18 protein-coding genes, 2 tRNA genes and 3 rRNA genes are annotated in these 24,658 nt (G+C 37.1%); 14 read left to right on the plus strand and 9 right to left on the minus strand.

What is annotated here, in order from left to right; all coding sequences use genetic code 11:
- Nucleotides 1–7: 7 nt before the first annotated feature.
- Nucleotides 8–229 (plus strand): hypothetical protein, encoded by a 222-nt coding sequence (locus MG292_RS07950; protein WP_264533256.1) that lies wholly within the window; start codon nucleotides 8–10, stop codon nucleotides 227–229.
- Nucleotides 229–615 (plus strand): YchJ family protein, encoded by a 387-nt coding sequence (locus tag MG292_RS07955; RefSeq protein ID WP_264533255.1) that lies wholly within the window; start codon nucleotides 229–231, stop codon nucleotides 613–615. The genes MG292_RS07950 and MG292_RS07955 overlap by 1 nt, the downstream gene beginning before the upstream one ends.
- Nucleotide 616: 1 nt before the next feature.
- On the opposite strand, the gene MG292_RS07960 is transcribed toward MG292_RS07955, so the two are convergent.
- Both MG292_RS07960 and mnmE read right to left on the minus strand, forming a co-directional pair.
- Nucleotides 617–1,327: a DUF4339 domain-containing protein gene (locus MG292_RS07960; RefSeq protein ID WP_264533254.1), complete on the minus strand. Its 711-nt coding sequence runs from the start codon at nucleotides 1,325–1,327 to the stop codon at nucleotides 617–619.
- 14 nt (nucleotides 1,328–1,341) lie between these two features.
- Nucleotides 1,342–2,754, minus strand: a complete 1,413-nt coding sequence (gene mnmE, locus MG292_RS07965) for a tRNA uridine-5-carboxymethylaminomethyl(34) synthesis GTPase MnmE (RefSeq protein WP_264533253.1) — start codon at nucleotides 2,752–2,754, stop codon at nucleotides 1,342–1,344.
- A 167-nt stretch (nucleotides 2,755–2,921) separates the two neighbouring features.
- Here mnmE and MG292_RS07970 point away from each other — a divergent pair, with 167 nt between their 5' ends.
- The gene (locus tag MG292_RS07970) at nucleotides 2,922–3,755 is read left to right on the plus strand and encodes a universal stress protein (RefSeq protein ID WP_264533252.1); all 834 of its coding nucleotides are present in this window, start codon (nucleotides 2,922–2,924) and stop codon (nucleotides 3,753–3,755) included.
- A 72-nt stretch (nucleotides 3,756–3,827) separates the two neighbouring features.
- Here MG292_RS07970 and dnaN read toward each other — a convergent pair whose 3' ends face one another.
- The 5 genes from dnaN to MG292_RS07995 all read right to left on the minus strand — a co-directional run bounded on the left by dnaN (nucleotide 3,828) and on the right by MG292_RS07995 (nucleotide 8,641).
- Complete coding sequence (gene dnaN, locus MG292_RS07975; protein WP_264533251.1) at nucleotides 3,828–4,946, minus strand: DNA polymerase III subunit beta; 1,119 nt, start codon at nucleotides 4,944–4,946, stop codon at nucleotides 3,828–3,830.
- An 88-nt stretch (nucleotides 4,947–5,034) separates the two neighbouring features.
- Nucleotides 5,035–6,717: a gliding motility-associated ABC transporter substrate-binding protein GldG gene (gldG, locus tag MG292_RS07980; RefSeq protein WP_264533250.1), complete on the minus strand. Its 1,683-nt coding sequence runs from the start codon at nucleotides 6,715–6,717 to the stop codon at nucleotides 5,035–5,037.
- Nucleotides 6,717–7,442: a gliding motility-associated ABC transporter permease subunit GldF gene (gene gldF / locus MG292_RS07985; protein ID WP_264534597.1), complete on the minus strand. Its 726-nt coding sequence runs from the start codon at nucleotides 7,440–7,442 to the stop codon at nucleotides 6,717–6,719. Before gldF ends, gldG begins: the two co-directional genes overlap by 1 nt.
- A gap of 63 nt (nucleotides 7,443–7,505) precedes the next feature.
- On the minus strand, nucleotides 7,506–7,802 hold the full coding sequence (locus tag MG292_RS07990; RefSeq protein ID WP_264533249.1) for a putative quinol monooxygenase: 297 nt from the start codon (nucleotides 7,800–7,802) through the stop codon (nucleotides 7,506–7,508).
- An 8-nt stretch (nucleotides 7,803–7,810) separates the two neighbouring features.
- Nucleotides 7,811–8,641 carry an SAM hydrolase/SAM-dependent halogenase family protein gene (locus MG292_RS07995; RefSeq protein WP_264533248.1) on the minus strand — a complete coding sequence of 277 codons (831 nt, stop codon included), beginning with the start codon at nucleotides 8,639–8,641 and terminating at the stop codon, nucleotides 7,811–7,813.
- A 172-nt stretch (nucleotides 8,642–8,813) separates the two neighbouring features.
- On the opposite strand from MG292_RS07995, the gene MG292_RS08000 reads away from it, so the two are divergent.
- From MG292_RS08000 to MG292_RS08015, 4 genes are all read left to right on the plus strand, one after another.
- On the plus strand, nucleotides 8,814–9,764 hold the full coding sequence (locus tag MG292_RS08000) for a PhoH family protein (protein WP_264533247.1): 951 nt from the start codon (nucleotides 8,814–8,816) through the stop codon (nucleotides 9,762–9,764).
- 21 nt (nucleotides 9,765–9,785) lie between these two features.
- A complete protein-coding gene (locus tag MG292_RS08005) occupies nucleotides 9,786–10,595 on the plus strand; it encodes a Cof-type HAD-IIB family hydrolase (protein WP_264533246.1) in 810 nt (269 codons plus the stop codon).
- 19 nt (nucleotides 10,596–10,614) lie between these two features.
- The gene (locus MG292_RS08010) at nucleotides 10,615–12,963 is read left to right on the plus strand and encodes a S9 family peptidase (RefSeq protein ID WP_264533245.1); all 2,349 of its coding nucleotides are present in this window, start codon (nucleotides 10,615–10,617) and stop codon (nucleotides 12,961–12,963) included.
- Between the two features lie 69 nt (nucleotides 12,964–13,032).
- Nucleotides 13,033–13,983: a phosphoribosylaminoimidazolesuccinocarboxamide synthase gene (locus MG292_RS08015; RefSeq protein ID WP_264533244.1), complete on the plus strand. Its 951-nt coding sequence runs from the start codon at nucleotides 13,033–13,035 to the stop codon at nucleotides 13,981–13,983.
- A gap of 139 nt (nucleotides 13,984–14,122) precedes the next feature.
- Here MG292_RS08015 and MG292_RS08020 read toward each other — a convergent pair whose 3' ends face one another.
- On the minus strand, nucleotides 14,123–15,211 hold the full coding sequence (locus MG292_RS08020) for a M42 family metallopeptidase (protein WP_264533243.1): 1,089 nt from the start codon (nucleotides 15,209–15,211) through the stop codon (nucleotides 14,123–14,125).
- A gap of 82 nt (nucleotides 15,212–15,293) precedes the next feature.
- Here MG292_RS08020 and MG292_RS08025 point away from each other — a divergent pair, with 82 nt between their 5' ends.
- The 7 genes from MG292_RS08025 to MG292_RS08055 all read left to right on the plus strand — a co-directional run bounded on the left by MG292_RS08025 (nucleotide 15,294) and on the right by MG292_RS08055 (nucleotide 23,316).
- A complete protein-coding gene (locus MG292_RS08025) occupies nucleotides 15,294–15,971 on the plus strand; it encodes a DUF4294 domain-containing protein (RefSeq protein ID WP_264533242.1) in 678 nt (225 codons plus the stop codon).
- A 787-nt stretch (nucleotides 15,972–16,758) separates the two neighbouring features.
- Nucleotides 16,759–18,272: ribosomal RNA gene (locus MG292_RS08030) — 16S ribosomal RNA — on the plus strand.
- Nucleotides 18,273–18,398: 126 nt separating this feature from the next.
- A tRNA-Ile gene (locus tag MG292_RS08035) sits at nucleotides 18,399–18,472 on the plus strand.
- Between the two features lie 86 nt (nucleotides 18,473–18,558).
- Nucleotides 18,559–18,632: transfer RNA gene (locus tag MG292_RS08040), tRNA-Ala, on the plus strand.
- A 189-nt stretch (nucleotides 18,633–18,821) separates the two neighbouring features.
- Nucleotides 18,822–21,703, plus strand: a 23S ribosomal RNA gene (locus tag MG292_RS08045).
- Between the two features lie 159 nt (nucleotides 21,704–21,862).
- Nucleotides 21,863–21,972, plus strand: a 5S ribosomal RNA gene (gene rrf, locus MG292_RS08050).
- Together the 16S, 23S and 5S rRNA genes with 2 tRNA genes alongside form the textbook arrangement of a ribosomal RNA operon.
- Before the next feature lie 498 nt (nucleotides 21,973–22,470).
- Entirely contained in the window at nucleotides 22,471–23,316 is an 846-nt protein-coding gene (locus MG292_RS08055; protein WP_264533241.1) for an NAD(P)H-hydrate dehydratase, read from the plus strand.
- Nucleotide 23,317: 1 nt separating this feature from the next.
- On the opposite strand, the gene thrC is transcribed toward MG292_RS08055, so the two are convergent.
- Nucleotides 23,318–24,607: a threonine synthase gene (gene thrC / locus MG292_RS08060; RefSeq protein ID WP_264533240.1), complete on the minus strand. Its 1,290-nt coding sequence runs from the start codon at nucleotides 24,605–24,607 to the stop codon at nucleotides 23,318–23,320.
- Nucleotides 24,608–24,658 lie beyond the last annotated feature (51 nt).

Genomic DNA, 24,658 nt, shown 5'->3' on the forward strand with positions numbered 1-24,658 from the left:
TTACGACATGGAACACAACGATTTCAATTTATTGCAACAAGAAGTACAAAAAATAATTGATTTAATTGCGGCTAAAAACGGAAAAGAAGCCAATAATAAATTGGTTCAAATAAGTCAACAACTGGATGATTTTATTGATTTTTCAGATGATGATGCTGACTTAATTGAAATTAGTAAATACCAAGTTTTATTGAATCAATTGCACCAAAAAATTAACGAGCTGAATTAATGGTATTTCAAAATTGTTTTTGTGGTTCTGGTGTTGCTTTTGATAAATGTTGTCAGCCGATTGTGTTGGGGATTCAAAAAGCAACAACCGCCGAGGCTTTAATGCGTTCACGGTATGTTGCTTATGTAGTTCAGGATGCAGATTATTTAATTGCAACTACGGCTCCCTCTCATAGAGGATATTATGCAAAGGAAGATATTTTAAGTTGGGCGACTCAAAATCAATGGCAGTGTCTGGAAATAGTAAATGTTACACCAACCACTGTAGCGTTTAAAGCCTATTATTTAGACTCTAATAAACAATTGCAAGTGCATCATGAATATTCTCGATTTGTATTCGAAAATGGAGAATGGTTGTATGTTGATGGTGATTATTTTGAAGACTAAACTATTTGATTTTTTCGAGATCTAAATTCAATCGATTTTGTTCTGCTTCTAAATCTTCCAATTCTTTTTCTAAATCTTCAATCTCTTGTTTTAGTTTTTTTAGCTCTTCACTTTTTTCAGCCGAAGTTCGCAATACTTTGAATTCATTGGCTTTAGCCAATTTTTCTTTCGCCGTATCTAGGTCGTCTTTGGTCACAGCCATTTCATTTTCTATAGCTGAGATGCGGTCAGTGATAGTTTGTTTCTTTTCTTTTGCAGTACGTTCAGCTTCTGCTTTTTCTTGTTCTTCAATTAATCTTTTTTGTTCTTCTATTTCTTTTTGCTGTAGTGAAAATTGTCTATTTTCAAGTAATGTCTTTTTGTTTTTCGCTTCTAATTCTTCGCTTCGGTTGTTTTGAACAATATTAAAAATAACAGTAGAAAAAATTAAGATAATTACGATAACGGCAATAAATCCATTTTTTGAAAGTCCTAAAAAAGCAGCATTAGAAATTGTTTTTTGGGAATGAGAAGTAGAAACTTCCTCAACCTGAAAAGGGGGAGGGGTAGCAGCAATTAATTCGTGCAGTTCTTCGATATCTGCAGCATATTTCCATTTTTCCATACCATCATACCAAACAGGAGTGGTCTTAGTGATTTTCATTATTCTAAGTTCCTCAAAACTAAAAGGGCCTGAGCTTTCGGTTCCGTTATGTAAATAATATTTTTTCATGAGTGTGAATCTGTTTATTTTCCGATACAAAAATTTGCAAATATGTTTCCAAGCAATTCATCATTAGTCACTTGTCCTGTAATAAGACCAAAATGGTACAACGCTTCTTTAATATCTAAAGCCATTAGATCACTAGACAGGTTGGATTCTAATCCAAATTTTACTTTTTGAATTTCATCCAATGCTTTGAGTAATGAATCATAATGACGGGTATTGGTCACAATAGTTTCGTTATTACGCAAAGCACCTGTGTTTACAAAGGAAAGTAATTTGTTTTTGAGTTCGTCAATACCTTCTTTATTTTTGGCAGAAATGAAAATGGTTGCTAGTTGTTGGTTGTTGGTTGTTAGTTTTTCGTTGGTGGCAACGATGATTTTATCTGAAATTAAATCTTTTTTATTTATAATAGTTAAAATTGTCTTTTGAGGATATTGATTTTGTGTTTTATTCAATGCGATGATTAGTGAATCCAAAGCCCCATCAACCATCAACTCTAAACCATCAACCAAGTAGAGCACTACTTGAGCTTGCTCTATCTTTTCAAATGTTTTTTGGATTCCAATATTCTCCACAACATCTTTGGTTTCGCGAATTCCAGCAGTATCAATGAATCGGAAACTAACACCTCCAATGACTAATTCGTCTTCAATAGTATCACGTGTAGTTCCAGCAATATCCGAAACAATAGCACGTTCTTCATTCAATAAAGCGTTCAATAAAGTAGATTTTCCCACGTTAGGTTCGCCCACGATAGCAACAGGAATACCATTTTTAATCACATTTCCCACTGCAAAAGAGTCAATCAATCTTTTGAGAACAAATTCAATACGGTTTAACAATTCGTGAAATTGAGTTCGGTCGGCAAACTCAACATCTTCTTCAGCAAAGTCCAACTCCAATTCGATTAGTGAAGCAAAATTCAATAATTCTTCACGTAGTTTGGCAATTTCGTTAGAGAATCCGCCACGCATTTGCTGCATGGCAATTTGGTGAGAAGCTTCGTTGTCTGACGAAATCAAATCAGCCACGGCTTCGGCTTGTGACAAATCCAATTTGCCGTTTAAGAAGGCTCTTAAAGTAAATTCACCTGCATTAGCGATGCGACAACCTTTTCGTAGTAATAGTTGAATAATTTGCTGTTGGATATAAGTAGAACCGTGGCAGGAAATTTCAATAGTGTTCTCTCCTGTATAGGAGTTGGGGCCTTTAAAAATAGAAATCAAAACTTCATCCAAAGTTTTGCCTTCATCAATAATATGACCTAAATGTAGGGTGTGGGTTTTCTGTTGCGCTAAGTTTTTGTTTTTAATTGATTTAAAAACACTAGCCCCAATTTCAATAGCATTTTGCCCAGAAACCCGTATTATTGAGATTGCTCCAGCTCCCGAAGGCGTTGCTAAAGCTACGATGGAATCGTTGTGTATCATTTTGTATTATTCTATGTTACAAATATAATAAAACTCCGTTGGTAATCTTATTATTGTTTATGAAGTCGTTACAGATGTTAAATAATTGTAAATTACTGATAATTATCATGTTATATTGTTTTTAATATGAGTAACTTAGAGGTAAGAAATCATAAATACTATAAAAAATGAAAAAGATTCTGTTTCCCACCGATTTTTCAGAAGCAGCTAATAATGCTTTTGTACATGCTTTGGAATTTGCAAAATTAGTTCATGGAGAGCTTATTTTGTTACATACCTTTGAACTTCCCGTTTTTGATAATCAGTTTTTCCCTGAGAACTATGCTGCAATTTATGATTCGGTTGAATTGAGTGAATTTGATATGTTTAAAGATGAAATTCCAAAATTGAGAGCAATTGCTGAGGCACATCATTTGGATAAAATTAAAATGTCTCACCGATTAAAAGACGGGGATTTAGTATCTAATATAAAAGGCACTAGTAAAGAGGAGAAAATAGACTATATTGTTATGGGAACTTCAGGTGCTACAGGTTGGGATAGTTTTTTTATAGGAACCAATACGGCTTCTGTGGTTACTCAGGCTGGTGTTCCTGTATTTTGTGTGCCATCTAATGCACCATTTAATGCCATAAAAATAATAGGGTTTACCACTCGATTTAGAGCCAAAGATAAAAAGGCATTACAGTCGGTTTTAGAATTAGCCCATAAAGCTAAAGCAAAAGTAAAATGTTTGTATGTTAAAACCTCGGATTCAGATGTTTCAAAAGCTACTATTGCTAAATGGGAAGAAGAATTCAAATCAGAACCGATTGAGTTTTTTGTAATAGACAGTGATGATGTTCAAGCTACAATTTTGGATTTTATTATGTACAAAGATATTGACGTACTGACATTGTTGCCATACAAACGAGGATTCTTTGAGGGGTTGTTTAAACCAAGCTTAACTAAAAAATTAACAACCGATTTTGAAATTCCAATTTTGTCGATTCCAATGGAATAATAATTTTTAAAAAACAAAAACCGCTATCTTAAAAAGAATAGCGGTTTTTTATTTCAATTTTGGTGGTTAATCTTATGCATTTAACATGACAGGCATTACTAACATTGTAACGGTTTCTCCTTCTTCTAAACCATCTACTGGAGTAAGGATTCCTGCGCGATTAGGTAATGACATTTCTAACATAATCATGTCTGATTGTAGGTTAGTTAACATTTCGGTTAAGAAACGAGAATTAAACCCAATTTGCATATCATCTCCTTGATAATCACAGGTCAATCTTTCTTCTGCTTTGTTAGAGTAATCAATATCTTCAGCAGAAACGTTCAACTCAGCACCAGCAATTTTCAAACGAATTTGGTGGGTTGTTTTGTTAGAGAAAATAGCCACACGACGAACTGAACTCAAGAATTGAGTACGATCAATCATCAATTTATTTGGATTTTCTTTAGGAATAACTGCTTCGTAGTTTGGATATTTTCCATCGATTAAACGACACATCAACAAATAATTATCGAATGAGAACGTAGCGTTAGAATCATTGTATTCAATTTTTACTTCAGCATCTGAAGTGCCTAAAATACTTTTTAAGATGTTTAACGGTTTTTTTGGCATAATGAAATCAGCTACTTGAGAAGCTGTTACATCGGTACGTGCATATTTTACTAATTTATGAGCATCAGTAGCAACAAAAGTTAACCCTTGTGGTGAAAATTGAAAAAATACTCCAGACATCACTGGTCGCAAATCGTCATTTCCAGCTGCAAAAATAGTTTTGCTTATAGCAGTTGCTAAAACTTCGGCAGGAACTAAAGTTACAGAAGGGTCGTCTAAATTGACTGATTTAGGAAATTCTTCTCCTGGAGCATAGGCCAAGGCATATTTACCAGAGTTTGAGCTAATTTCGATTGTGCTATTTTCCTCAACTGTAAATGTTAATGGTTGTTCAGGAAATGTTTTAAGAATTTCTAACAATAATTTTGCAGGAACTGCAACACTTCCTTGACTTGTAGAATCAATATCCAAAGTAGCAGACATGGTAGTCTCTAAATCAGAAGCAGATACGGTTAATACATTGTTATTCAAATCAAACAAAAAGTTATCTAAAATAGGCAAAGTATTGTTGCTATTGATAACACTCCCTAAAACCTGTAATTGTTTTAATAAGTACGAACTCGATACTATAAATTTCATTTGTTATATTTTATATTTTTTTGGGATATACTTTTTTACAAATATATCTTAAACTACTTAAGTATGGAAAATTTTTTATTAACATCTATCAGCTGTATTTTCTTTTTCTAATAAAAGAAAAAATGATTCCAAATAGTAATAAAATAACCATTGGAAGTCCGATTGTTATGAATTGTATGCTGGTATAGTTTTCATATACCCTTTCCTTATCGAGCAAAGGTAGATCTAAATCTTTGGAACGAATGTTAATAAGTCCGCTATCGTCCAATACATAATTGACACAATTCATTAGAAAATCTTTGTTATCGTATAAATTTCCAGTGCGTTGATCGTAACCTAATTCTACTGGAAATAAATTTTTATCCAATTGATTTTTGATGACATCACCATCTGAAATAACAATCATTTTTCCATGTTTTCCTTTGGCTTGAAAATGATTTTGATCAAATGCTAACACTCGGTTTTCAAACATCGAATGAAAATTACCTTCGAGTAAAACGGCTAGAGGAATAGTACCTTTGTTTAAGTAATCCGCTGGCGAAGTTTCTTCGTTAACGCTATTTAGATTAATTTCAGAAGGTGTGCCAATTCGTTTAGAATATTGTGAAGATTGTAACAAAACTGTTTTTTTGATACCGTTTTTCAAAGTGTCAATAGCATTGGCAAAATCAAATTTGATTCCTCCTAAATTTTTTACAATAGGATGGTTACTTTGCGGATGTACTAAAGGTGCAAATTTCCAATTGAAATCGTGAAATTGAGTTGCGCTTCCCTGTTCTCCAGAGGCTAATTTTATAGGACTTCCTTGTTCGTCTTTGACTAAATCAGGATAAATTCGGACTCCGTATTTAAAGAAAAAGTCATTCAGATTTAAGTCTCTTGGGAATGCTAAAGTGCTCCCCGTAGGATTATATAAACTATCCATTTCAGCTACCACTTGATCCACTAACCAAATCGTTTTTCCACCATTGACAATGTACTGATCTAATACCTGTTTTTCGCTTTCAGAAAAAGCCTCTGTAGGTTTGGCAATAATAGCTAAATCGTATTTTTTTAATGCTTCAAGGGTATTGACAGGCTGTTTTGCTACCGAATCTAAAGTAAAGGGACCAATGTGGTAGCTTTCTTTGGTTTGGAGTAAAAATTTAGCAATATAAGCTTCGTGCAATTCGCCGTTTCCTTTGATAATGGCAATTTTCTTTTGTTTAGTAGTAGTTATTTTATTCAGAGCATCGGCAATGGAATATTCCAAATGTTGTACCGAACCAATGACTTTATCAGTAGTAGAGGCTCCCATAATGTTTTTCAACAAAGGAATATTGACTTCGTTATTATCATAAACAGCAATTGCCCAAGGAAAAACCATCGCTTGCGACTGTTTTCCTTTGTCGTCAACTGAAATATTGATGGGAGTAAGTCCTTTACGGTACAATTCTTTGATATTGTCCATACTTGTTGCTTCATCTTCAAGAGGGTCAATAAATTCAAATACAATATTGGAATTATAACCTTGAAATTCTTCAAGCATTTGGCGCGTTTCTGTTTGCAAACGCTTGAATTCAGAAGGTAATTCTCCTTGCATATACACTTTGATGTATAATGGATTTTTGACTTGTTCAAGAATATGTAAAGAAGTAGGAGATAGGGTGTATCTTTTGTCTTTGGTCAAATCAAATCGATAGAAAAAGAAACTCCCAATGGTATTCAAAACCAATAGTAGTACTATAGTAATTCCTACTGATTTCAGCCTATTTTTGGTTGCAGTATTCATTAGGATTGAAACGATTTTAATTGGTTAACAGTCAAAGAAAGAAAAAAGACGATGATACTTGCAAAATAAAGAATATCTCGCGTATCCAATACGCCACGGCTCATACTTTTAAAATGATCTTGCATACCGAAATAAGCAATTGCATTTGAAAAACTAGGAGTTAGTGAAGCTAATCCTTCAAAACCAAAGAAGAATAGAAAACACAAAAACACGGCTATTATAAAAGCAACAATTTGATTCTCTGAAAGTGTCGAGGTGAAGATTCCAATGGCAGCGTAAGCTCCAATTAAAAAAAGCAATCCGAAATACGAACCTACTGTACTTCCCATATCAATGTTTCCTTCGGGTAATCCTAAAAAAGAAATCGCTTTTACATAAATGAAGGTAGGAATAATTGCTATACAAATTAAAAACACAGCACCTAAAAATTTCCCATTGACAATTTCCCAAACACTTAAGGGTTTGGTGAGTAAAAGTTCTAAAGTACCTTGCTTTTTTTCGTCTGAAAAACTGCGCATAGTTACCGCAGGAATTAAGAAAATCAGAATCCAAGGTGACAATGTGAAAAATGGAGTCAAATCGGCAAATCCCGAATTTAAGATATTGTAATCTCCTTCAAAGACCCAGAGAAAGAGTCCGTTTAAAATAAGGAAAATAGCAATCACCAAATAGCCTATTGGTGAGCCAAAGAATGATTTTATTTCACGTAATACAATTGATTTCATATGGTCTTTGCGAGTGATATATACTTTCATTGCGAGGAACGAAGTAATCTCAAACTTATTATTTTATACTAAACTTGCTAATTTATCAACACTCCACGCTTCGGGTTTGTCATTGAATAATTTTTTTGTGAAGTCCCAAATTTCATTAAAAAGAGCCGATGTTCTATAATTTTCTAAATCCTCTTCGCTTTCCCAATAACTATAAGTAAAGAAAACCGATGCATTATTTTTGTCTTGATACAATTCTAATAAACGATTGCCAGGAAAATTTCGTATTTGATTTTTATATAATTCAAAATTTTCTAGAAATGCAGGAATATTTTCCACATGAAAGCTCAATTTTACGATGCGTACCAACATAGATAAGGTTAATTTTTAAATTCAATTAAAACAACGTCTCTATATCCCAAACCGAGCAAGCTATTGGCTGAACCCACTTTAGAAGGATTGCTTCTAAAAACGGCAATTTCAAGAAAACCGGCTTCGTTGAAAATGGCTAGTTTTTCACCTTCATAATTTTTCATGGAATAATTTTCATTAGTTGCAATTGCAGAATAGTTAGGTAAAATAGTCTTGATATTTTTTGTTTTCATAACAATTTCATAAGGCCTTCCTTTGGCAATATCGAGAAACTGTTTTTTAGAAATATTGGTTACCACATTACCAAAATGGTCTATGTAAATTACATGCCCTTTGATAGCTTTATGATCAGCGGTCACGGTGGCTTGTAAGCCAGTTACGGGTTTTAATTGTGTTATTTCTTTACCAATAACATTGAGCAATCCACCTTTTGCTAAATGGCAAGCTACTTTTACAAAAACATCCAAATCAGTAGCGTCATTGTGCAAACGATCGTGAATAGTAATGGAAACCATTTTTTGTGGAACTACTTTTTGTGTTAGAATACTCAAAACGCCATTGTCAGCTCCAATAAAATAGTGATCATTCCATTGGATGGCAATGTGTTGATTTTCTTTATTTCGTTCGCTATCCACACCAATAATATGTACTGTCCCTTTTGGAAAACTACTATAAGCGGCTCCAATGATGTAGCTTGTTTCGAGTATGTTAAAAGGATCTATATCATGAGAAATATCAATAATGTTTACCTCGGAAAATTCGGATATAATTTTCCCTTTCAAAGCACCCACAAAGTGATCTCTCAAGCCGTAATCGGTAGTAAGGGTAATTATTGACATAAATTTGTTTATAACTATTGGGGTTGGGTAAGCCTAAATTTGATTAAATTTGAGAATTGCAAAGCTAATAATAGTAATTTCAAAAACGAAATAAAGAAATACATTTTCTAATTTATAGCTTTAATTATTTTAGTAATGCATCAAAATAAAAATAAAATTAAAATTACTGCTTTTGAACGAAAGAATTATTGAATTAGTAGACATTGCTCCAAAGGAGTTTTGGGGGGCTCAAGATGCTCATTTGGAAACTATTAAAAAATACTATCCCAAATTAAAAATAGTAGCTCGAGGAACAACTCTAAAAGCTTTTGGCGAAAAAGAAGTTTTAGATGAGTTTGAGAAACGATTTCAGCGATTAATGCTCCATTTTTCAAGGTACAATAATATAGATGATAATGTAATTGAACGAGTAATTCTGGGAGATGGTCAAGATGAACGAAAAATACAAGGACACGACAAAATATTAGTTCATGGAGTAGGCGGAAAATTGATTAAAGCTTTAACTCCAAATCAACAATTACTCGTTGAAACTTTATTGAAAAACGATATGGTTTTTGCTGTTGGACCTGCGGGAACTGGTAAAACCTATACTGGAGTTGCTATGGCGGTTAAAGCCTTGAAAGAAAAAGAAGTCAAGAGAATTATTCTAACTCGCCCAGCAGTTGAAGCCGGAGAGAATCTTGGTTTTTTACCTGGAGACATGAAGGAAAAACTAGATCCTTACATGCAACCTTTGTATGATGCGTTGCGAGACATGTTACCTAGTGAAAAAATTGAAGATTATATTTTGAAAGGAATCATCCAAATTGCACCTTTAGCCTTCATGCGCGGTCGAACCTTAGATAATGCGTTTGTTATTCTAGACGAAGCACAAAACACGACCCATTCCCAAATGAAAATGTTTTTGACTCGTATGGGGAAAAATGCCAAGTTCATGATTACGGGCGATCCGGGGCAAGTCGATTTGCCTAGCCGAACCATTTCAGGTTTAAAAGAAGCGCTTTTGGTTTTGAAAGATGTTGAAGGTATTGGAATCATTTACTTGGATGATAAAGATGTAGTGCGTCACCGATTGGTTAAAAAAGTTATTGAGGCCTATAAAAAAATAGAGAATAACGATTAATTAAGTCGAAGCAGTTATACAATGATAAGAGAAAATTGTAAGGTTATTATTAGTGACTTGGATGGGACTTTATTAAATCAACATCACGTAATTTCTGATTACACAAGATCAGTTTTTCAAGAATTACACCAACAAAATTACTTAATTGTTGTGGCTACAGGTCGCCATCATTTAGACGCGATGCCTTTAGTAGAGAAGTTGGGGGTGCCTTTGTATTTGGTGACTTCCAATGGGGCAAGAATTCATTCTCCTTCAAAAGAATTGCTTTTTTCAATCAATATGGAAAGCGATACGGTAAAATCGATTTTATCGTTAGATATTGATCCAGAAATTACAACGGTTTTGTTTCGAGAAGATATTTGGCAAACAAACAGACACAATGAAAAATTGAATAGTTTTCAAAAAGAAGTGACTTATCATCCGCAATTAGTTGATTTTAAAAAATTAGACGATTACGAGGCAATTAAAATTTTCTTTACTCATGAAAATCATGACAAACTGAAAAAAGTAAGAGATTTAATTTTAGAACAATATCCAGATAGTTTTAATCACGCCTTTAGCCTTCCTATTTGTTTGGAATTTATGGATAAAAGGGTTGATAAAAGTGTAGCCATTACTAAAATTTTAGAAATAGAAAATCTAAATTTTAATCACGCTATTTCTTTTGGGGACGGCTTCAATGACGAAATGATGCTTGCTTCGACAGGCAAAGGATTGATCATGGGCAACGCTCCCGAAACTTTAAAAAATAAATTATCTCATTTAGAAGTAATTGCTACTAATCATGAAGATGGAGTGGCAAAATATCTTTCCGAATCATTATTAAAATAGTAATAAATCAATCTACATTATGATGAAAAAAAACATATTAATACTTATCTGTATTTTCTTTTCTTCTTTTTTTCAAGCTCAAGTATTGAAATTAGAAGAAATTATGAAGGGGAATGATTTTATTGGCAATCTACCTGAAAATGAAAGATGGTCTTTGGACGGAACCACAATTTATTTTGATTGGAATCCAAATAAAGAATGGGGAAATTCGACCTACTATTGGAAAAAAGGAATGAAAGCCCCACAAAAAGCTTCAAAAGAAGAGGCTAAATTTTCAAAACTTAGATTTATCGAAAAAGAAGGAAGTGGGATGTATTATTGGATGGACAAAGGACAAATTTTTTCGTATACAATTAAAGACAAAAGAGTAAAAAAAATATACCAAAACAATTTACCTGTTTCAAACTTACAGTTGGGTAAAGAGGATGGGGTGGTCTTTTTTAAACAAAGCGATAATATTTTTAAATTCGATACAAAGCTTGGTTCACTAGTGCAGTTGACTAATTTTAAAAAAGGAAAATCAGAAGAAAAACCAAAGGACCAACAATCTTTTTTGAAGGATCAACAAAAAGAATTATTTCAGTTTGTGAGAGATCAAGAAGAAAAGGAAAAATGGAATGGTGCTAATGAAGATTCAAAATCAGATTTTCCAAAACCCTATTTCGTTGGTAAAAATACAATTGAATCGGTTAAAGTAAGCCCTAAAGGAGATTTTGTTACTTTTCGTTTAAGAGAAGAATCTGAAGTGAAGCAGGAAGAAATGGAAGTGTTTATTACGACTGACGGTTATAATAAATCGAAAGATACCAAATCTAAAGTTTCAACAAACAATTTTGTCAATACCAAAATGGGTATATTTAATGTAGCAAAAGATACGGTTTACACAGTTAATTTTTCGTCTTTAAGTCACATTCAAGATACTCCAGAGTATTTTAAGTTATATGAAAAGAATAAAAATTCAGATAAAAAAGACAAACTAATTGTCGCTCAAGCTCCAATCTATAATGAGGATGGTTCGTATGCTATTGTAGAAATTAGAAGTCAAGATAATAAAGACCGTTGGTTAGTTAATTTAAACCTAGAAAATGGTAATTTTAAAGAGATTGAACACCAGCATGATGAAGCTTGGATTGGTGGGCCTGGAATTCCGTCTTATGCATTTAGTTCTGGTACTTTAGGTTTTTTAGCAGATAATGAAACCATTTATTTTCAATCAGAAAAAACGGGTTACTCGCATTTATATACCTATAATTTGAGAACCAACAAGAAAGTGCAATTGACCAATGGGAATTGGGAAGTACGAGGAGTTGTATTGTCGAAAGATAAAAAAGCATTTTATTTAACCACTAATCAAACACATCCTGGTAATAGATGTTTTTATAAAATGAATGTTTCGGATGCTGTTTTACAACCTATTTTAACCAAAGACGGCGCTCACGAAGTAAGTCTTTCGCCAGATGAAAAGACGTTGTTAGTTCGTTATTCGTACAAAAATAAACCTTGGGAATTGTATTGGGCTTCCAATAAAAAAGGGAGTAATTTAGAACAGATTACATTTTCGACTACTAAAGAATTTGAGTCGTACAAATGGAGAACACCAGAAGTAATCACTTTCAAAGCACAAGATGGAACGCCTGTAAATGCTCGTTTGTACAAGCCAAATGCGAATCAAGCCAATAAAGCAGCTGTGATTTTTGTTCACGGAGCAGGGTATTTACAAAACGCACATAATTATTGGAGTACCTATCATAGAGAGTATATGTTCCATAATTTATTAACTGATTTAGGTTATACCGTTTTAGACATTGACTACAGAGGAAGTGATGGCTACGGTCGTGATGTGAGAACTGGAATTTATCGTTTTATGGGAGGAAAAGATTTGTCTGATCAAATTGATGGGAAAAAATTCTTAGTGCGAAATTGCAATGTAGACGAAAATAGAGTTGGGATTTACGGCGGATCTTACGGCGGATTTATCACATTGATGGCAATGCTAACAGTTCCTAAAGAGTTTGTGTCAGGTGCTGCTTTGCGTTCTGTGACGGATTGGGCACATTATAATCATGGATACACGGGAAATATTCTCAACTTTCCAGAAACAGATCCAGAGGCATACAAAAAAAGTTCCCCAATCTATTTTGCGAATAATTTAGAAGGAAATTTATTAATGCTTCACGGTATGGTCGATGACAATGTGGAATACAAGGATATTGTTCGTTTGTCGCAACGTTTTATTGAATTAGGAAAGAAAAAATGGAGTTTAGCTAGTTTTCCGGTGGAGTCGCATGGATTTAAAGAAGCGTATTCTTGGGTGGATGAATATGGTAGAATTTTGGATTTATTCAATTCAACATTACTAAATAAATAGTTTTATTCACTTCCATTCTCCACGAAATAATGCTAAATTTGCAGCCATTACAAACAACACAATTATATAATGAGTACTACAATAACAACTACACACTTTAATTTTCCAGGTCAAAAATCAGTGTATCGCGGAAAAGTTCGTGAGGTGTACAATATAAATGATGATTTATTGGTCATGATTGCTACTGATAGATTGTCTGCTTTTGATGTGGTTTTGCCAAAGGGAATTCCGTACAAAGGACAAATCTTAAATCAAATAGCCACGCAATTCATGAAGATGACGCAAGACATCGTTCCAAATTGGTTAATCGCAACACCCGACCCGAATGTGGCTGTAGGTCATTTATGTGAACCTTTCAAAGTAGAAATGGTAATTCGTGGATATGTTTCAGGACATGCAGCTAGAGAATATGCCGCAGGAAAAAGAATGCTTTGTGGAGTAACAATGCCCGAAGGATTGAAAGAAAACGACAAATTTCCTGTGCCGATAATTACGCCAACAACCAAAGCTGATAACGGTTCGCATGACGAAGATATTTCAAGAGAAGACATCTTGTCAAAGGGAATTGTGTCTGAAGAAGATTATTTGGTTTTAGAAAACTATACACGTGAGTTGTTTCAAAGAGGAACTGAAATTGCAGCGAGTCGCGGATTGATTTTAGTAGATACCAAATATGAGTTTGGTAAAACCAAAGACGGTCAAATTGTATTAATTGATGAAATTCACACTCCTGATTCATCCCGTTATTTTTATGCCGAAGGTTATCAGGAAAGACAAGATAGAGGAGAGGAACAAAAACAATTGTCTAAAGAATTTGTACGTCGTTGGTTAATTGAGAATGGTTTTCAAGGACAAGAAGGCCAGCAAATTCCGGATATGACTGATACGTATATTGAATCTGTTTCAGAAAGATACATTGAGTTATATGAAAATATCTTGGGTGAGAAATTTGTAAAAGCTGACATTACCAATATTAATGAACGAATCGAAAAGAACGTTTTAGCGTTCTTGGAAAAATAGATAAGTATCTGATTCGATATCAAAAAAAACGCAATTCGTAAGAATTGCGTTTTTTTTAGCCCCGATAGTAGAGAAAATCCTTTTTCTTTTTTCTTTAAAAAGGAAAAGATTGAAGCGGATAGCGGGATGAGCTCCTAAATTATTTAAAATAAGAAAAGGTTTCCTCGTTTTGTATTTTTAATAAGGTTTCATAAATTAATTGAATTACATTTTCTACATCTTCGCGGTGTACCATTTCAACGGTCGTGTGCATGTATCGCAACGGAAGCGAGATCAGAGCTGAAGCCACGCCGCCATTGCTGTAAGCAAATGCATCGGTATCAGTTCCTGTTACGCGAGAGGAAGCGAGGCGCTGAAAAGGAATATTTTTTTCAGTAGCGGTATTCACAATCAATTCTCTTAAATTATTTTGTACTGCAGGAGCGTAAGTAATAACTGGACCTTTACCGATTTTTGTTTCTCCTTCAATTTTTTTGTCAATCATTGGAGTAGTAGAATCGTGGCAAACATCGGTTACAATGGCTACATTAGGTTTGATGGTTTGAGTAATCATCTCGGCTCCACGCAATCCTACTTCTTCCTGAACAGAGTTAGTAATGTACAATCCAAAAGGTAATTTTTTGCCGTTTTCGTGTAATAATCGAGCTACTTCGGCAATCATAAATCCGCCCATGCGGTTGTCTATTGCTCGGCAAACAAATTTATTTTCGTTCAACACCATAAACTCATCAGGATAGGTAATTACACAACCTACGTGTATACCTAATTTTTCTACCTGTTCTTTGTTTTCACAGCCACAGTCAATAAAGATATTATCAGTTTTTGCTACTTCTTCTTTTCCACGCATTCTAGTATGAATAGCAGGCCAACCAAAAACACCTTTTACAATTCCATTTTTGGTATGAATATTAACTCGTTTAGAAGGTGCAATTTGGTGATCGGAACCACCATTTCGAATAACATAAATCAATCCATCATCAGTAATATAGTTGACATACCAAGCAATTTCATCAGCGTGACCTTCAATCACTACTTTATAAGGAGCATCTGGATTGATGATTCCTACGGCAGTTCCGTAAGTATCTGTAATAAAGGCGTCTACATAAGGTTTCACATAATCCATCCAGATTTTTTGTCCTTCAGCTTCAAAACCTGTTGGAGATGCATTATTAAGGTAGCTTTCTAAAAAAGTAATTGACTTGTTGTTTAATATTGATTTTGTACTCATAAAATATTTTTTTGCTAAATTATAAATTTGGCATTACAGTTGTTTGTAGAATGTCTAATTTTGCGTTTAAATTTTTCAACCTATGAAGAGAATTCAAATTTTCATCTGCTTATTGCTTATATCAACTGCTGTTAAAGCTCAAGTTGTAAAGAAAGATACTGAACAAATGGGATATGTTTTAACAGAAAACGATACCATTTTGAATGATACGATTGAGCTTCCTGAAATAATTATCAGGAAAGAGAAACTTGATATTGAAGCTAGAAAACAATTTTTATTGCTCCAAAATCGGGTTTATAAAGCCTATCCATATGCTAAAATCACCTCCGAAAGATTAACGGCATTAAATAAAGGGATGGAGAATCTTAAATCTGAAAAAGAGAAAAAGAAATATTTTAAAATTGTAGAGAACTATTTAACGAATGAGTTTGAGGCAAAACTCAAAAAACTATCCCGTAAACAAGGACAAATTTTAGTCAAATTAATCCATCGTCAAACAGGTACTACAACATATGATTTGATAACCAATCTTAAAAGTGGATGGAAAGCCTTTTGGTCTAATGTAACTGCTAGAATGTTTGATATTAATTTAAAGACAAAATACGACCCTTACGAAAATAATGAAGATTACCTTATAGAATCTATTTTAGTATATGCTTTTGAAACGGGCCGTTTATCCAATCAACCTCCAGCCGTTAAAGTAGATTTTAATGATCTAAGCACTGCTTGGCAAGTCAAAGTAAACGCCGCGAATAAATAGTTTTCACACTGATTTTATCGAATTTGGGCCTTGCCATACAGGTCGGGCTATCCGCTGTATCTTTTTAAAAGTGGACTTTGAGTTCCTCAGCCTCCTTTTAAAAAGGATGCCGCTACTATCCCTAACGCGGGTTGAACTTCAAGAACAATAACAATTTAAAAATTCACAAAATCTTATTTTTCTTATATTCCTTATATGGTTAAAAAAAACTAATCCTATTTAGTATCTACCCTATTTAAAAAATCTGCGAATCTGCGGTAAATTTTAACAAAAAGCCTTTTCAGCTATCCTTGTACTAAAAAAACTTTATGATTTACAAAACGGGTAATCAGCGAGTTAAGAAAAAGAAAAAAAATAAGGTTAAAAAAATCTTGGAAAAGCGGAATTAGGTTGTACTTTTGCACCCGCAATAACGGCGAGGTTCTTAATTAATTATTGAAAGGCAAGGCAATGAAGATAAAAGAAATTTTACTTTAAAAAATTTGCTAGAGATAAAAAAGTAATTATCTTTGCCCTCCCGAAAAGGGGACAAGTTCTTGAATGTATTGAGTAAGTAAAACGAAAGTAAATTTTCTTTAAAAAAACTTTTGAATATACTTGTGAGATAAAAAAGAAGTTGTACTTTTGCACCCGCTTTGAGAGATAAGCGAATAAAAAAGAAGATACGTTCCTAGACATATTGAATTGACAGCCGTTTTGAGATTAATTTCAAAACACAATAAAGAGTAATAGATTCGAGAGATTCTAAAAAATGCTAGATAGTCGTTAATTATAATATAAATAATATACGATGAAGAGTTTGATCCTGGCTCAGGATGAACGCTAGCGGCAGGCTTAACACATGCAAGTCGAGGGGTATAGTTCTTCGGAACTAGAGACCGGCGCACGGGTGCGTAACGCGTATGCAATCTACCTTTTACAGGGGGATAGCCCAGAGAAATTTGGATTAATACCCCATAGTATGTTAAAGTGGCATCATTTTAACATTAAAGTTCCAACGGTAAAAGATGAGCATGCGTCCCATTAGCTAGATGGTAAGGTAACGGCTTACCATGGCGACGATGGGTAGGGGTCCTGAGAGGGAGATCCCCCACACTGGTACTGAGACACGGACCAGACTCCTACGGGAGGCAGCAGTGAGGAATATTGGACAATGGGCGCAAGCCTGATCCAGCCATGCCGCGTGCAGGAAGACGGTCCTATGGATTGTAAACTGCTTTTGTACAGGAAGAAACACTCCCTCGTGAGGGAGCTTGACGGTACTGTAAGAATAAGGATCGGCTAACTCCGTGCCAGCAGCCGCGGTAATACGGAGGATCCAAGCGTTATCCGGAATCATTGGGTTTAAAGGGTCCGTAGGCGGCTTTATAAGTCAGTGGTGAAAGCCCATCGCTCAACGATGGAACGGCCATTGATACTGTAGAGCTTGAATTATTAGGAAGTAACTAGAATATGTAGTGTAGCGGTGAAATGCTTAGAGATTACATGGAATACCAATTGCGAAGGCAGGTTACTACTAATGGATTGACGCTGATGGACGAAAGCGTGGGGAGCGAACAGGATTAGATACCCTGGTAGTCCACGCCGTAAACGATGGATACTAGCTGTTGGGGGCAACTTCAGTGGCTAAGCGAAAGTGATAAGTATCCCACCTGGGGAGTACGTTCGCAAGAATGAAACTCAAAGGAATTGACGGGGGCCCGCACAAGCGGTGGAGCATGTGGTTTAATTCGATGATACGCGAGGAACCTTACCAAGGCTTAAATGTAGATTGACAGATTTGGAAACAGATTTTTCTTCGGACAATTTACAAGGTGCTGCATGGTTGTCGTCAGCTCGTGCCGTGAGGTGTCAGGTTAAGTCCTATAACGAGCGCAACCCCTGTTGTTAGTTGCCAGCGAGTGATGTCGGGAACTCTAACAAGACTGCCAGTGTAAACTGTGAGGAAGGTGGGGATGACGTCAAATCATCACGGCCCTTACGCCTTGGGCTACACACGTGCTACAATGGCCGGTACAGAGAGCAGCCACTACGCGAGTAGGAGCGAATCTATAAAGCCGGTCACAGTTCGGATCGGAGTCTGCAACTCGACTCCGTGAAGCTGGAATCGCTAGTAATCGGATATCAGCCATGATCCGGTGAATACGTTCCCGGGCCTTGTACACACCGCCCGTCAAGCCATGGAAGCTGGGGGTGCCTGAAGTCGGTGACCGCAAGGAGCTGCCTAGGGTAAAACTAGTAACTAGGGCTAAGTCGTAACAAGGTAGCCGTACCGGAAGGTGCGGCTGGAACACCTCCTTTCTAGAGCTTAATTGTTAGTTGCTTAGGCAACACGATTAAGAAAAAAACGTACTATTTAGAGTTAAGAATAGTTTGATAATATTACTCTTGCTGTTGGTTCAAATAATACAATTAAGAACAAAACAGAGTCTCGTAGCTCAGCTGGTTAGAGTACTACACTGATAATGTAGGGGTCGGCAGTTCGAGTCTGCCCGGGACTACTTTTTTAGACTTAAGGAAATTTTAGAGGTTGAGTAACCGTTTGAAGTACTGTTAACTGATAACTGTTAACTGCCAACTAAAAGACGGGGGATTAGCTCAGCTGGCTAGAGCGCCTGCCTTGCACGCAGGAGGTCATCGGTTCGACTCCGATATTCTCCACTATTCTGGTGAATAGTAAAGAGTAAATAGTAATTAGCCTTGTGCTAATCACTAATTACTAGTAACTAATTACTAAGAAAAAAGTTCATTGACATATTGAGATAAGAAAATAATAAAGTAGAAAACATTTTTACTTGTTTATCATTAGGCAAGTAAAAGAAACGGCCTATTTTAATTAATAGGTTGGTACAATAAGCAAAATAAGGGCGTATGGGGGATGCCTAGGCTCTCAGAGGCGAAGAAAGGCGTGATAAGCTGCGAAAAGTTACGGGGATTGGCACACACGAATTGATCCGTAAATACCTGAATGGGGCAACCCACTATGTTGAAGACATAGTACACCGATAGGTGGGCAAACCCGCTGAACTGAAACATCTAAGTAGGCGGAGGAGAAGAAAACAAAAGTGATTCCGTAAGTAGTGGCGAGCGAACGCGGATTAGCCCAAACCAGAGTTGTTACGGCAATTTTGGGGTTGTAGGACCACGACATTTCTTGCACAAGGAACTAGAATCTACTGGAAAGTAGGACCCTAGAGAGTGATAGTCTCGTATAGGTAACAAGTGTAAAGGATAGTGGTATCCTGAGTAGGGCGGGGCACGTGAAACCCTGTCTGAATTTGGCGGGACCATCCGCTAAGGCTAAATACTCCTGAGAGACCGATAGTGAACCAGTACCGTGAGGGAAAGGTGAAAAGAACCGTGAATAACGGAGTGAAATAGATCCTGAAACCATACGCTTACAAGCGGTCGGAGCCCTTTCGTGGGGTGACGGCGTGCCTTTTGCATAATGAGCCTACGAGTTAACGTTGCTGGCAAGGATAAGTGGTTAAGCCATGGATCCGTAGCGAAAGCGAGTCTGAATAGGGCGCTTTAGTCAGTAGTGTTAGACGCGAAACCGTGTGATCTACCCATGGGCAGGTTGAAGCTGTGGTAACACACAGTGGAGGACCGAACCGGTTGACGTTGAAAAGTCTTCGGATGACCTGTGGGTAGGGGTGAAAGGCCAATCAAACTCGGAAATAGCTCGTACTCCCCGAAATGCATTTAGGTGCAGCGCTGGATTTAAGTTATATAGAGGTAGAGCTACTGATTGGATGCGGGGGCTTCACCGCCTACCAATTCCTGACAAACTCCGAATGCTATATAATGTTTACCAGCAGTGAGGGCTTGGGTGCTAAGGTCCAAGTCCGAGAGGGAAAGAACCCAGACCATCAGCTAAGGTCCCCAAATGTATGCTAAGTTGAAAGAACGAGGTTTGTCTGCCCAGACAGCTAGGATGTTGGCTTGGAAGCAGCCATTCATTTAAAGAGTGCGTAACAGCTCACTAGTCGAGCGGACGAGCATGGATAATAATCGGGCATAAGCATACTACCGAAGCTATGGATTTGTATTATATACAAGTGGTAGGGGAGCATTCCAGCAGGGTTGAAGGTGTATCGTAAGGTATGCTGGACTGGCTGGAAAAGAAAATGTAGGCATAAGTAACGATAAGCGGTGCGAGAAACACCGCCACCGAAAGACTAAGGTTTCCACAGCTATGCTAATCAGCTGTGGGTTAGTCGGGACCTAAGGCGAACCCGAAAGGGACAGTCGATGGCCAACGGGTTAATATTCCCGTACTACTTATTACTGTGATGGGGTGACGGAGTGATGAAAGCGTCGCGAACTGACGGAATAGTTCGTTGAAGTACCTACCTATAAGAAGCGCAGGCAAATCCACGCTTTTTGGGGAAATACGATAGTACTCGGAGACTTCGGTCAAAGAGATAGTACGCCTAAGGGCTTCCAAGAAAAACCTCTAAACTTCAGGTAATAAGTACCCGTACCGTAAACCGACACAGGTAGTCGAGGAGAGAATCCTAAGGTGCTCGAGAGATTCATGGCTAAGGAATTAGGCAAAATAGACCTGTAACTTCGGGAGAAAGGTCGCCAGCGCAAGCTGGCCGCAGTGAAGAGGTCCAGGCGACTGTTTATCAAAAACACAGGGCTCTGCAAAATCGTAAGATGAAGTATAGGGCCTGACACCTGCCCGGTGCTGGAAGGTTAAGAGGAGATGTTATCCTTGCGAGAAGCATTGAATTGAAGCCCCAGTAAACGGCGGCCGTAACTATAACGGTCCTAAGGTAGCGAAATTCCTTGTCGGGTAAGTTCCGACCTGCACGAATGGTGTAACGATCTGGACACTGTCTCAGCCATGAGCTCGGTGAAATTGTAGTAACGGTGAAGATGCCGTTTACCCGCAGTGGGACGAAAAGACCCTGTGCACCTTTACTATAGCTTAGTATTGACCTTGGATAAATGATGTGTAGGATAGGTTGGAGACTGTGAAGTGGCGTCGCCAGGCGTTGTGGAGTCATTGTTGAAATACAACCCTTTGTTTATCTGAGGCCTAACCCCGCTTAAGCGGGGGACATTGCTTGGTGGGTAGTTTGACTGGGGTGGTCGCCTCCAAAAGAGTAACGGAGGCTTCTAAAGGTTCCCTCAGTACGCTTGGTAACCGTGCGTAGAGTGCAATGGCATAAGGGAGCTTGACTGAGAGACATACAGGTCGATCAGGTACGAAAGTAGAGCATAGTGATCCGGTGGTTCCGCATGGAAGGGCCATCGCTCAAAGGATAAAAGGTACGCCGGGGATAACAGGCTGATCTCCCCCAAGAGCTCATATCGACGGGGGGGTTTGGCACCTCGATGTCGGCTCGTCACATCCTGGGGCTGGAGAAGGTCCCAAGGGTTGGGCTGTTCGCCCATTAAAGTGGCACGCGAGCTGGGTTCAGAACGTCGTGAGACAGTTCGGTCTCTATCTACTGTGGGCGTTAGAAATTTGAGTGGATCTGATTCTAGTACGAGAGGACCGAATTGGACAAACCTCTAGTGTATCTGTTGTCCCGCCAGGGGCACTGCAGAGTAGCTACGTTTGGAAGGGATAAGCGCTGAAAGCATATAAGCGCGAAACCCACCACAAGATGAGATTTCTTTTAAGGGTCGTGGAAGATGACCACGTTGATAGGCTATAGATGTAAAGGCAGTAATGTCATAGTCGAGTAGTACTAATAACCCGTAAGCTTATGTACGCTTTTCCTGCCCCGCAAGGGGCAGAGAGAAACTTTCTTAATTTTTTTCTTTATCTCAGTATGTTAAGATATTTGCAGCGAAGCTGCAGTTGATAGTTGATGGTTGGTAGTTGATGGCAACACCAACAACCAAAAACCAACAACCGCCAACAAAAACCTTAAGGTGGTTATTGCGGCGGGGCTCACCTCTTCCCATCCCGAACAGAGAAGTTAAGCCCGCCTGCGCAGATGGTACTGCAGTTATGTGGGAGAGTATGTCGTCGCCTTTCTTTAGTGAGCCTTGTCTGAAAAGACAAGGCTCTTTTTTTATATTGGATCGACGTGTTCGCCCTTCGGGCTCGGTTCGTCGCCTCTGCCTGTCGGCAGACAGGTTTCTTTTTAAACTCCAACTTGTAAAAGTTAGAGTTTTTTTGTTTATACCTGAAGCCCACTGGGCTTCCTCCTCTTAATCTCAAATCTATGGGATTTAAGAGTTCAACATTAAAAGATTTTTGTTACCAATATGCCATTTCTAAGGGATTTATCTATTGTAAACTAATCAAAGTAAAATAGACATTTATAAGACTATTAGCTCCGTTAGGAGTGTTATTTGGTAAATGTTTTGAACTACTAAACGCCTTTTCTAGCCCCGATAGTAGCAAGCTACCTTGTAGCGCGGATAGCGGGACAACTCGCATTCAAGCAGTATAATTTCTGCTCCTAAAAAGCAATTGAATACTATACGTAGAGTGGGGAATGTTTTGTAACTTTAGTTTTAAATTTATGCTATGATTCCTATCACTATTGTTGATCAAAAAGAAATTCAAAAACACTACCAGCCGATGGTTTCGACTACGCATAAGGGTTTGCAAGGACATGCTTTGTTAATAGGAGGGAGTTATGGTAAGATGGGTTCGGTTAGTTTGTCGGCTAAAGCGGCGTTGAAGTCGGGCTGTGGGTTGGTCACTGCTTTTATTCCCAAATGTGGTTATGATATAGTACAAATTGCGGCACCTGAAGTCATGGTGTTGACGGATGTTCAAGACCATTGTATTTCGGCAATTTATTTTGATATTATACCTAAAGCTATCGGTATTGGCCCGGGTTTGGGTCAAGATACCGCTACGCAACAGGGATTGTATGAATTTTTAAAAACAAACCATTTTCCTCTGGTTCTTGATGCGGATGCGTTGAATATTTTGGCACTGCATCCGGATTGGTTGGCTTTACTTCCTCCTAAAACGATTATAACTCCGCATGTAAAAGAATTGGAACGTTTGATTGGCAAATGGAATTCGGAAGCCGAACTATTTGAAAAAACAATTATCTTTTCTAAAAAGCACCAATTAATTGTTGTTATGAAAGGGGCGCCAACGCATTGTATAGATGGCGATTTGGTTTATAAAAACACGACGGGAAATGCTGCTTTGTCCACGGCGGGTAGTGGCGATGTGTTGACAGGAATGATTACCAGTTTATTGGCTCAGTCGTATGAACCAATAAACGCGGCACTTTTAGGGGTATATCTTCATGGATTGACGGCCGATATTGCATTGCCTGAAACAGGCTATCAATCGTTTATCGCTTCGGATATTATTTCGTATTTAGGAAAAGCTTTTTTGACTTTAGAATAAGTTATCCTAAAAAGGCTTTCAACTCTTCGTAAGTTTTGATTTTTGTGCTAACTTTTTCTTTTCCCAATACACTTTCTATTTGTGTTGGAATAGGCAACTTTACATTCAGCACAGGTTCTACTACATCTAAAAATTTGATAGGATGCGCTGTTTCTAAGAATATTCCAATCGCATCCGAATGGTTTTCTAATTCTTTTTTCAATCCTAAGTAGCCTACAGCCCCATGCGGTTCGGCAATATACCCATCGGTAGTGTAAATGGTTTTCATCGCTTCCAAAGTGGCTTCGTCTGAAAAAGTATAGGAAGAGAAGTCTTTTTTAAATTGCTCCAAATCGTTTTGATACATTTCTTGGATTCGGATGAAATTACTTGGATTACCCACATCCATAGCGTTAGAAATAGTAGCAATAGATGGTTTTGGATCGTAAATTCCATTTGCTAAAAATCGAGGAACAGTATCGTTTACATTCGTAGCAGCTACAAAATGTTGTACTGGCAATCCCATTTTTTTTGCAATGATACCCGCACAAATATTTCCAAAATTACCGCTTGGGCAAGAAAATACTAAGGGTTTGTTTTGGCTTTTCAACGCTTTGTAGGCAAAGAAGAAATAAAACATTTGTGGTAACCAACGGGCAATATTGATTGAATTGGCCGAAGTTAAATTTTTATGTTTCAGACTTTCGTCCAAAAAGGCTTTTTTCACCATGTCTTGACAATCGTCAAAAACACCATCTACTTCTAAGGCTTTGATATTTTGACCTAGTGTAGTTAGTTGTTTTTCTTGAATGTCACTTACCTTTCCAGAAGGATACAAGATAACGACATCCACACCCTCTACTCCAAGAAAACCACTAGCCACGGCTCCTCCAGTATCTCCCGAAGTAGCTACCAAAACAGTATTTTTTGATGTTTTGTCATTTCGATTGAAATACCCTAAACAACGCGACATGAAACGCGCACCTACATCCTTGAATGCCATAGTTGGGCCGTGAAATAATTCTAAGGAATAAATCCCTTTTTCTACTTCGACCACCGGAAAGTCAAAACACAAAGTTTCTTTAATAATAGCTCGAAGTTCGGTTTCAGGGATTTCATCTCCCACAAATTGTTGGATAGCTTGAAAAGCAATTTCTTCATTACTTAAGTTTTCGATAGTATCAAAAAAAACTGCTGATAAAGGGGTAATACTTTCTGGAAAATACAATCCTCTATCGGTTGCTAATCCTTGTATAACTGCTTCTTCAAAAGAAACTTTAGGCGTGTTATGGTTTAAACTGTAATATTTCATTTGATTTTAGATTGAAGATTGAGGATTAACGATTCTTGATTTTTTAGCAAC

This window comes from Flavobacterium keumense, from assembly GCF_029866485.1.
Taxonomy (GTDB): Bacteria; Bacteroidota; Bacteroidia; order Flavobacteriales; family Flavobacteriaceae; genus Flavobacterium; species Flavobacterium keumense.

Excerpts from the sequence above, each read along its gene's own strand:
- MG292_RS07970 (WP_264533252.1), top strand. The coding sequence starts at position 2,922 with ATGAAAAAGATTCTGTTTCCCACCGATTTTTCAGAAGCAGCTAATAAT.
- mnmE (WP_264533253.1), bottom strand. The coding sequence starts at position 2,754 with ATGATACACAACGATTCCATCGTAGCTTTAGCAACGCCTTCGGGAGCT.
- MG292_RS08010 (WP_264533245.1), top strand. The coding sequence starts at position 10,615 with ATGATGAAAAAAAACATATTAATACTTATCTGTATTTTCTTTTCTTCT.
- gldG (WP_264533250.1), bottom strand. The coding sequence starts at position 6,717 with ATGAATACTGCAACCAAAAATAGGCTGAAATCAGTAGGAATTACTATA.
- MG292_RS08020 (WP_264533243.1), bottom strand. The coding sequence starts at position 15,211 with ATGAGTACAAAATCAATATTAAACAACAAGTCAATTACTTTTTTAGAA.
- MG292_RS07995 (WP_264533248.1), bottom strand. The coding sequence starts at position 8,641 with ATGTCAATAATTACCCTTACTACCGATTACGGCTTGAGAGATCACTTT.
- MG292_RS08005 (WP_264533246.1), top strand. The coding sequence starts at position 9,786 with ATGATAAGAGAAAATTGTAAGGTTATTATTAGTGACTTGGATGGGACT.
- MG292_RS08025 (WP_264533242.1), top strand. The coding sequence starts at position 15,294 with ATGAAGAGAATTCAAATTTTCATCTGCTTATTGCTTATATCAACTGCT.
- MG292_RS08015 (WP_264533244.1), top strand. The coding sequence starts at position 13,033 with ATGAGTACTACAATAACAACTACACACTTTAATTTTCCAGGTCAAAAA.
- MG292_RS07990 (WP_264533249.1), bottom strand. The coding sequence starts at position 7,802 with ATGTTGGTACGCATCGTAAAATTGAGCTTTCATGTGGAAAATATTCCT.
- MG292_RS08055 (WP_264533241.1), top strand. The coding sequence starts at position 22,471 with ATGATTCCTATCACTATTGTTGATCAAAAAGAAATTCAAAAACACTAC.
- dnaN (WP_264533251.1), bottom strand. The coding sequence starts at position 4,946 with ATGAAATTTATAGTATCGAGTTCGTACTTATTAAAACAATTACAGGTT.
- MG292_RS07950 (WP_264533256.1), top strand. The coding sequence starts at position 8 with ATGGAACACAACGATTTCAATTTATTGCAACAAGAAGTACAAAAAATA.
- MG292_RS07960 (WP_264533254.1), bottom strand. The coding sequence starts at position 1,327 with ATGAAAAAATATTATTTACATAACGGAACCGAAAGCTCAGGCCCTTTT.
- gldF (WP_264534597.1), bottom strand. The coding sequence starts at position 7,442 with ATGAAATCAATTGTATTACGTGAAATAAAATCATTCTTTGGCTCACCA.
- MG292_RS07955 (WP_264533255.1), top strand. The coding sequence starts at position 229 with ATGGTATTTCAAAATTGTTTTTGTGGTTCTGGTGTTGCTTTTGATAAA.
- thrC (WP_264533240.1), bottom strand. The coding sequence starts at position 24,607 with ATGAAATATTACAGTTTAAACCATAACACGCCTAAAGTTTCTTTTGAA.